The sequence below is a fragment of the Polaromonas sp. P1_E3 genome (assembly GCF_056405935.1).
The window spans coordinates 1-1904 of record NZ_JBFUBD010000468.1; the positions used below are offsets into that span (position 1 = coordinate 1).

Sequence of the window (1904 nt, forward strand, 5' to 3'; positions counted from 1 at the left end):
GCGACATGGCCCAGCGCTACAACCATCTTTACGGCGAGCACCTGGTGCTGCCCGAAGCTGTCATTGAAGAGTCCGTCGCGCTGCTGCCGGGGCTGGACGGGCGCAAGATGAGCAAAAGCTACGACAACACGATTCCGCTGTTTACGCCGCGCGAGCAGATGCGCAAACTGATCGCCGGCATCGTCACCGATTCGCGCGCGCCGGGCGAGCCCAAGGAAACCGAAGGCTCGGCGCTGTTCCAGATTTACCAGGCCTTTGCCAGCGCGGACGAAACGCAGGCACTGCGCAAAGCCTATTCCGAAGGCATTGCCTGGGGCGACGCCAAACAGCTGCTGTTCGAACGCATAGACCGTGAGGTGGCGCCCATGCGCGAGCGGTACCACGGCCTCATCAGCGACCCGGCAAAAATCGAGGCGACTTTGCAGGCGGGTGCACAGGAAGCACGTGCAGAGGCCACACCTTTCATGGGCGAATTGCGGCGCGCAGTGGGTTTGCGCAATCTAGCAACAGAAAAATCCGCTGCCGCGTCGAAAGGCAAGTCAGTCAAAAGTACTGCTCCTGCCTTTAAACAGTACCGCGAGAAGGACGGCCAGTTTTATTTCAAGCTGCAGGATGGCGATAGCCGGGTACTGCTGCAGAGCCATGGTTTTGACTCTCCCCGCGAGGCGGCTCTGATGATTTCAACCTTGCAGAAGGAGGGTGCAAGCGCGCTTGCTGCACTGCAAAATCAGCTTCAGATAGTGCCCGGCATCGAGGTAACAGAAGTGCAAGCGGCGCTACGATTCTTTACACCTGAAACACCCTGAATGTCCGTTTCACGCCAAACTGACCCCAAGCGGCCGGGGGTCGGGTGCGACGGCCCTCAACAGAATCACATTGGTACCAAAGACTTATTCGTTGTTGTTTTCGGGGGTAGCCACCCTGAAAAAATACCGCAATTTCAAGTTTATTAGTGCCCCAAAGTTGACATTCACCAGTTATGCTCGATAGCTGACAGGAACGATACTTCAGACGTGAACTAATGAGTATTTTTGTAATAGATGACCATCCGTTGATGCGCGAAGCGGTTGTCATGTTGATTCGCCGCCTGAGCAGCAAGGCCACTGTGACCGAGCTGGACCGGCTCGCCGCAGTAATGCCCGCCGTGCAGCAACACGGCGTTCCCGAACTCATCTGCCTTGACTTGAGGTTGCCCGACACCAATGGTGTCTCAGGTGTGCGTGAGCTCAAACACCAGTTCCCCAGCGTGCCGCTGGTGGTGCTGTCGGCCGCACCAGCCCAGGACTACGAGGACCTCTCCATTGAGGCAGGGGCCGACGCCTATATCCAGAAGTCTGCCGGTGCTACCGAGATCTCGAACGTTCTTCGTGTCTTCCTGAGCGAGGAGCTCGACCCGGAGCCATCTACCCCGACGGAAAAACTGTCCAAGCGGCAAAAGCAGTTGCTGGTCATGCTCGACAAGGGCATGAGCAACCGCGACATCGCCGAGGAGCTGCAGATCAGCGAACACACGGTGAAAGTGCATTTGTGGCGGCTGTTCCGGCGCCTGAATGTCAAAAGCCGTTCGCAGGCCAGTCACCTGGCACGCACGCAAGGCCTGCTTTAACGGGCCATGCCGGGGTCACAGTCCCGGCGTGCGCAACTCCACCCAGAAGACGCTGCCGCGCCCGCTCCTTGAGGCCAGGCCCACCGGATGCCCCAGCGCCTCGCTGAGTCGGGACACGATGGCCAGCCCCAGCCCWAAGCCTTCTTCGGTACCCTGCAAGGGGATGCGGTAAAACTCCTGAAAGATTGCCTTCTGGTGTTCTTTCGCGATGCCCACACCGGTGTCCCATATTTCGATACACGGCACTCCGCCCCGCCGGCGTACAGCCAGCAGCACGCCGCCTCGATGCGTGTTGCGC

General features: G+C 59.0%; 3 protein-coding genes. 2 read left to right on the plus strand and 1 reads right to left on the minus strand.

The window, feature by feature from the left end; genetic code table 11:
- Both AC1D0Z_RS20625 and AC1D0Z_RS20630 read left to right on the plus strand, forming a co-directional pair.
- A partial coding sequence (locus AC1D0Z_RS20625) for a tryptophan--tRNA ligase (protein WP_477660031.1) occupies positions 1 to 806 on the plus strand: 806 nt, incomplete at its 5' end.
- A 215-nt stretch (positions 807 to 1021) separates the two neighbouring features.
- Positions 1022 to 1606, plus strand: coding sequence for a response regulator transcription factor (locus AC1D0Z_RS20630; RefSeq protein ID WP_477660032.1), 585 nt, complete (start codon positions 1022 to 1024; stop codon positions 1604 to 1606).
- Positions 1607 to 1621: 15 nt separating this feature from the next.
- Here AC1D0Z_RS20630 and AC1D0Z_RS20635 read toward each other — a convergent pair.
- The coding region (locus AC1D0Z_RS20635; protein ID WP_477660033.1) for a sensor histidine kinase at positions 1622 to 1904 on the minus strand (283 nt) is incomplete at its 5' end.

What these genes read in the sequence shown, in the direction of transcription:
- AC1D0Z_RS20630 (WP_477660032.1), top strand. Translation starts at nt 1,022, where the DNA reads ATGAGTATTTTTGTAATAGATGACCATCCGTTGATGCGCGAAGCGGTT.